This window comes from Tahibacter caeni (assembly GCF_024609805.1).
GTDB classification, from domain to species: Bacteria; Pseudomonadota; Gammaproteobacteria; order Xanthomonadales; family Rhodanobacteraceae; genus Tahibacter; species Tahibacter caeni.
In genome coordinates, this window is sequence record NZ_JANFVR010000530.1 from 1 (window position 1) to 2,098 (window position 2,098).

General features: G+C 69.5%; 2 protein-coding genes. Both read right to left on the bottom strand.

Features of this window, described 5'->3' with window-relative positions; all coding sequences use genetic code 11:
* Positions 1 to 1,034 (bottom strand): tyrosinase family protein (locus tag NON22_RS23470; RefSeq protein WP_257389407.1); only part of this gene is annotated, 1,034 nt, incomplete at its 3' end.
* A gap of 252 nt (positions 1,035 to 1,286) precedes the next feature.
* A complete protein-coding gene (locus NON22_RS23475) occupies positions 1,287 to 1,805 on the bottom strand; it encodes a hypothetical protein (protein ID WP_257389408.1) in 519 nt (172 codons plus the stop codon).
* Between the last annotated feature and the right edge of the window lie 293 nt (positions 1,806 to 2,098).

Below are 2,098 nucleotides of genomic sequence, written 5' to 3' on the forward strand. Positions count from 1 at the left end.
AGCGCCACGCCGGCGCCGGCGCGTGCGGCCTGCTGCGGCGCGCGCGCGGCGATGTCGCCGGCGCTCGCGGCCAGCATCGCCTTCGGCTTGGGTTCGAGCCGGTCGTAGGAATAGCCGAGCGTCGCGATGTCGAAGTAATCCGACACCTTGGCCACGACGCGATTGCCCTTGACGTCGGCGAACACGAAGGTGTCGTCGTTCCACGGCGCGCGCGGGTTGACGCCGCCGTTCGCGTTCCAGCTCGCCCAGAGCCGGTCTATGTTGCAGTGATGCAGCCAGAAGATCGGATCGCGCGCAGCCCAGGGCACCGCTCCCATGTTCACGGTATTGCCGGTCAGCACGTGCACGTTGCCGTGCAGCCCGGAATCCAGCGCGAGGCAGAAGCCCTGCACGGCGCCGCTGGACGAATACTGCGACTGCTGCAGCGCCGACAGGCCCAGCGGATCGCCGGACTTGCCCTGGTCGATCGCCTTGCCGTCGTTGGCCAGCGCGTTGCGTTCGGCGATGTAGAGCGGGCCGAAGACCGGATCGTCCTTCTGGCGGAACTGATCCGGCAGCACGCCGTGGGTCGGGCCGCCGGCCGAATAGTTCCAGTACGGCAGGGTGAAGTCGTCGCGCTTGCTGACCGCGCGGACGATGTCCTCGAAGAACATCACGTACATGCGGTGCCAGGGCAGGAACAGGTTCTCGTTCTGGCCGCTGTGCGCCTGGCAGGTGTTCCACATCGCTTCGGCGAGCGCCTTGTGGGCGCTCGGCGAGGTGCCGAAGATGCGGTCGATCTCGGCGCTCTTGGTCGTCGACTTCTTGACGAAGTGGGTATACCACTGGAAGGTCCAGTTGCTCGGATCGGTCTCCGACAGGCCGCGCATGGTCTTCACCGCGGCGGCGTAGATCTTGAGCATCTCCTGGCCCTGACTGCTGCGCGCGTCGTAGCGTACGCGCGGCTTGGCGGCACCGGCCCGGTTCACGAGCCACAGGGATAGCGGAATGGCGGCGACGCCGCGGACGAAGTCGCGGCGGGAAAGCGTAGTCATGGCGTTCTCCCGTAAGGATGGATGAATCAGTGCCCCCGGCGCGGCGGCTGCGCGCTGCGGTCTTTCCCCCTACAACCTTGCCGGATGCGGATATGGCTTTCGGCCGTTCATCCCGGGAGGACTCCGGCCGGAACCGCAGGCGCATCCGGGATTCCCCGAATACCTTATCGGCAATACTTAAAAACGCCACAGGTATACACGGGGCCGGCACGCGCTTCAATACGGCCGGCGGTTCCTGCGCGCACGCGGCGGCTACTGCGCGAGCAGTGCGATGCGGCCTATCTCGATCTGCGCTTCGGGCGCGGCCGCCGGATCGGGCGACAGGCGCACGGCCAGGCCGCGGCCGGCGAGCTCGCGCACGGCCGCAGTCACGACGAAGCTGCGCCGGGCCGTCGCGCCTTCGGCGTGCGCGACGCCGAATACGTTGAAGCTGCCGACGGCCTTCGCCGGCCGCGGCGCCGCGTCGGCGATCAGCTCGACCTGGTACAGGCTGCCCGGATCGCCGTTCACGCGCAGGCCGTCGAGCACCAGGTAGACCTCGCGTCCGGGCGCTAGCGCGGCGATCCGCGCCGCGAGGTCGCCGCCGGCCGGAACCAGCGCGACAGTCAGTGGCGTCCGCTCCAGCCGCACGGACGCCGCGGCAGCAGCGAGCAGATCGGCGGGCGGCGGGCTCTGCGGCATGGCGCATCCTCCGGCAAGAAACAGGCCGGCCAGCGCAAGGCGGAACAGCCGGATCACGAAACGCTGACGCGAGCACACGAGGGTATGCATGAAAACGTCTCCGGACGGCGGCGGCAGTCGCCGCGGCGGCCCGGTCCGCCGCGGCACCGGCGTAGTTTTGCGGCCGCCGCCGCGGACCGCAAACGCCGGCATCGGCGCGCGCGTGGACAAGCGCCCGTGCGCGCCGGTAAAAAGACTGCCGTGTCACGACTGTCCGTCGGGGAGGCGGATTACATGATCTACGCGCTGTTCGTCGCACTGGCGCTCGCCGCGCTGGCGGCCGTCCTGGTCGGTACAGGGGTATGGCTGGGTCAGCGCCGCACGCGCCCGTCGGCGGCCGCGCG

Coding starts and splice junctions, on each gene's coding strand:
- NON22_RS23475 (WP_257389408.1), bottom strand. CDS start 1,805: ATGCATACCCTCGTGTGCTCGCGTCAGCGTTTCGTGATCCGGCTGTTC.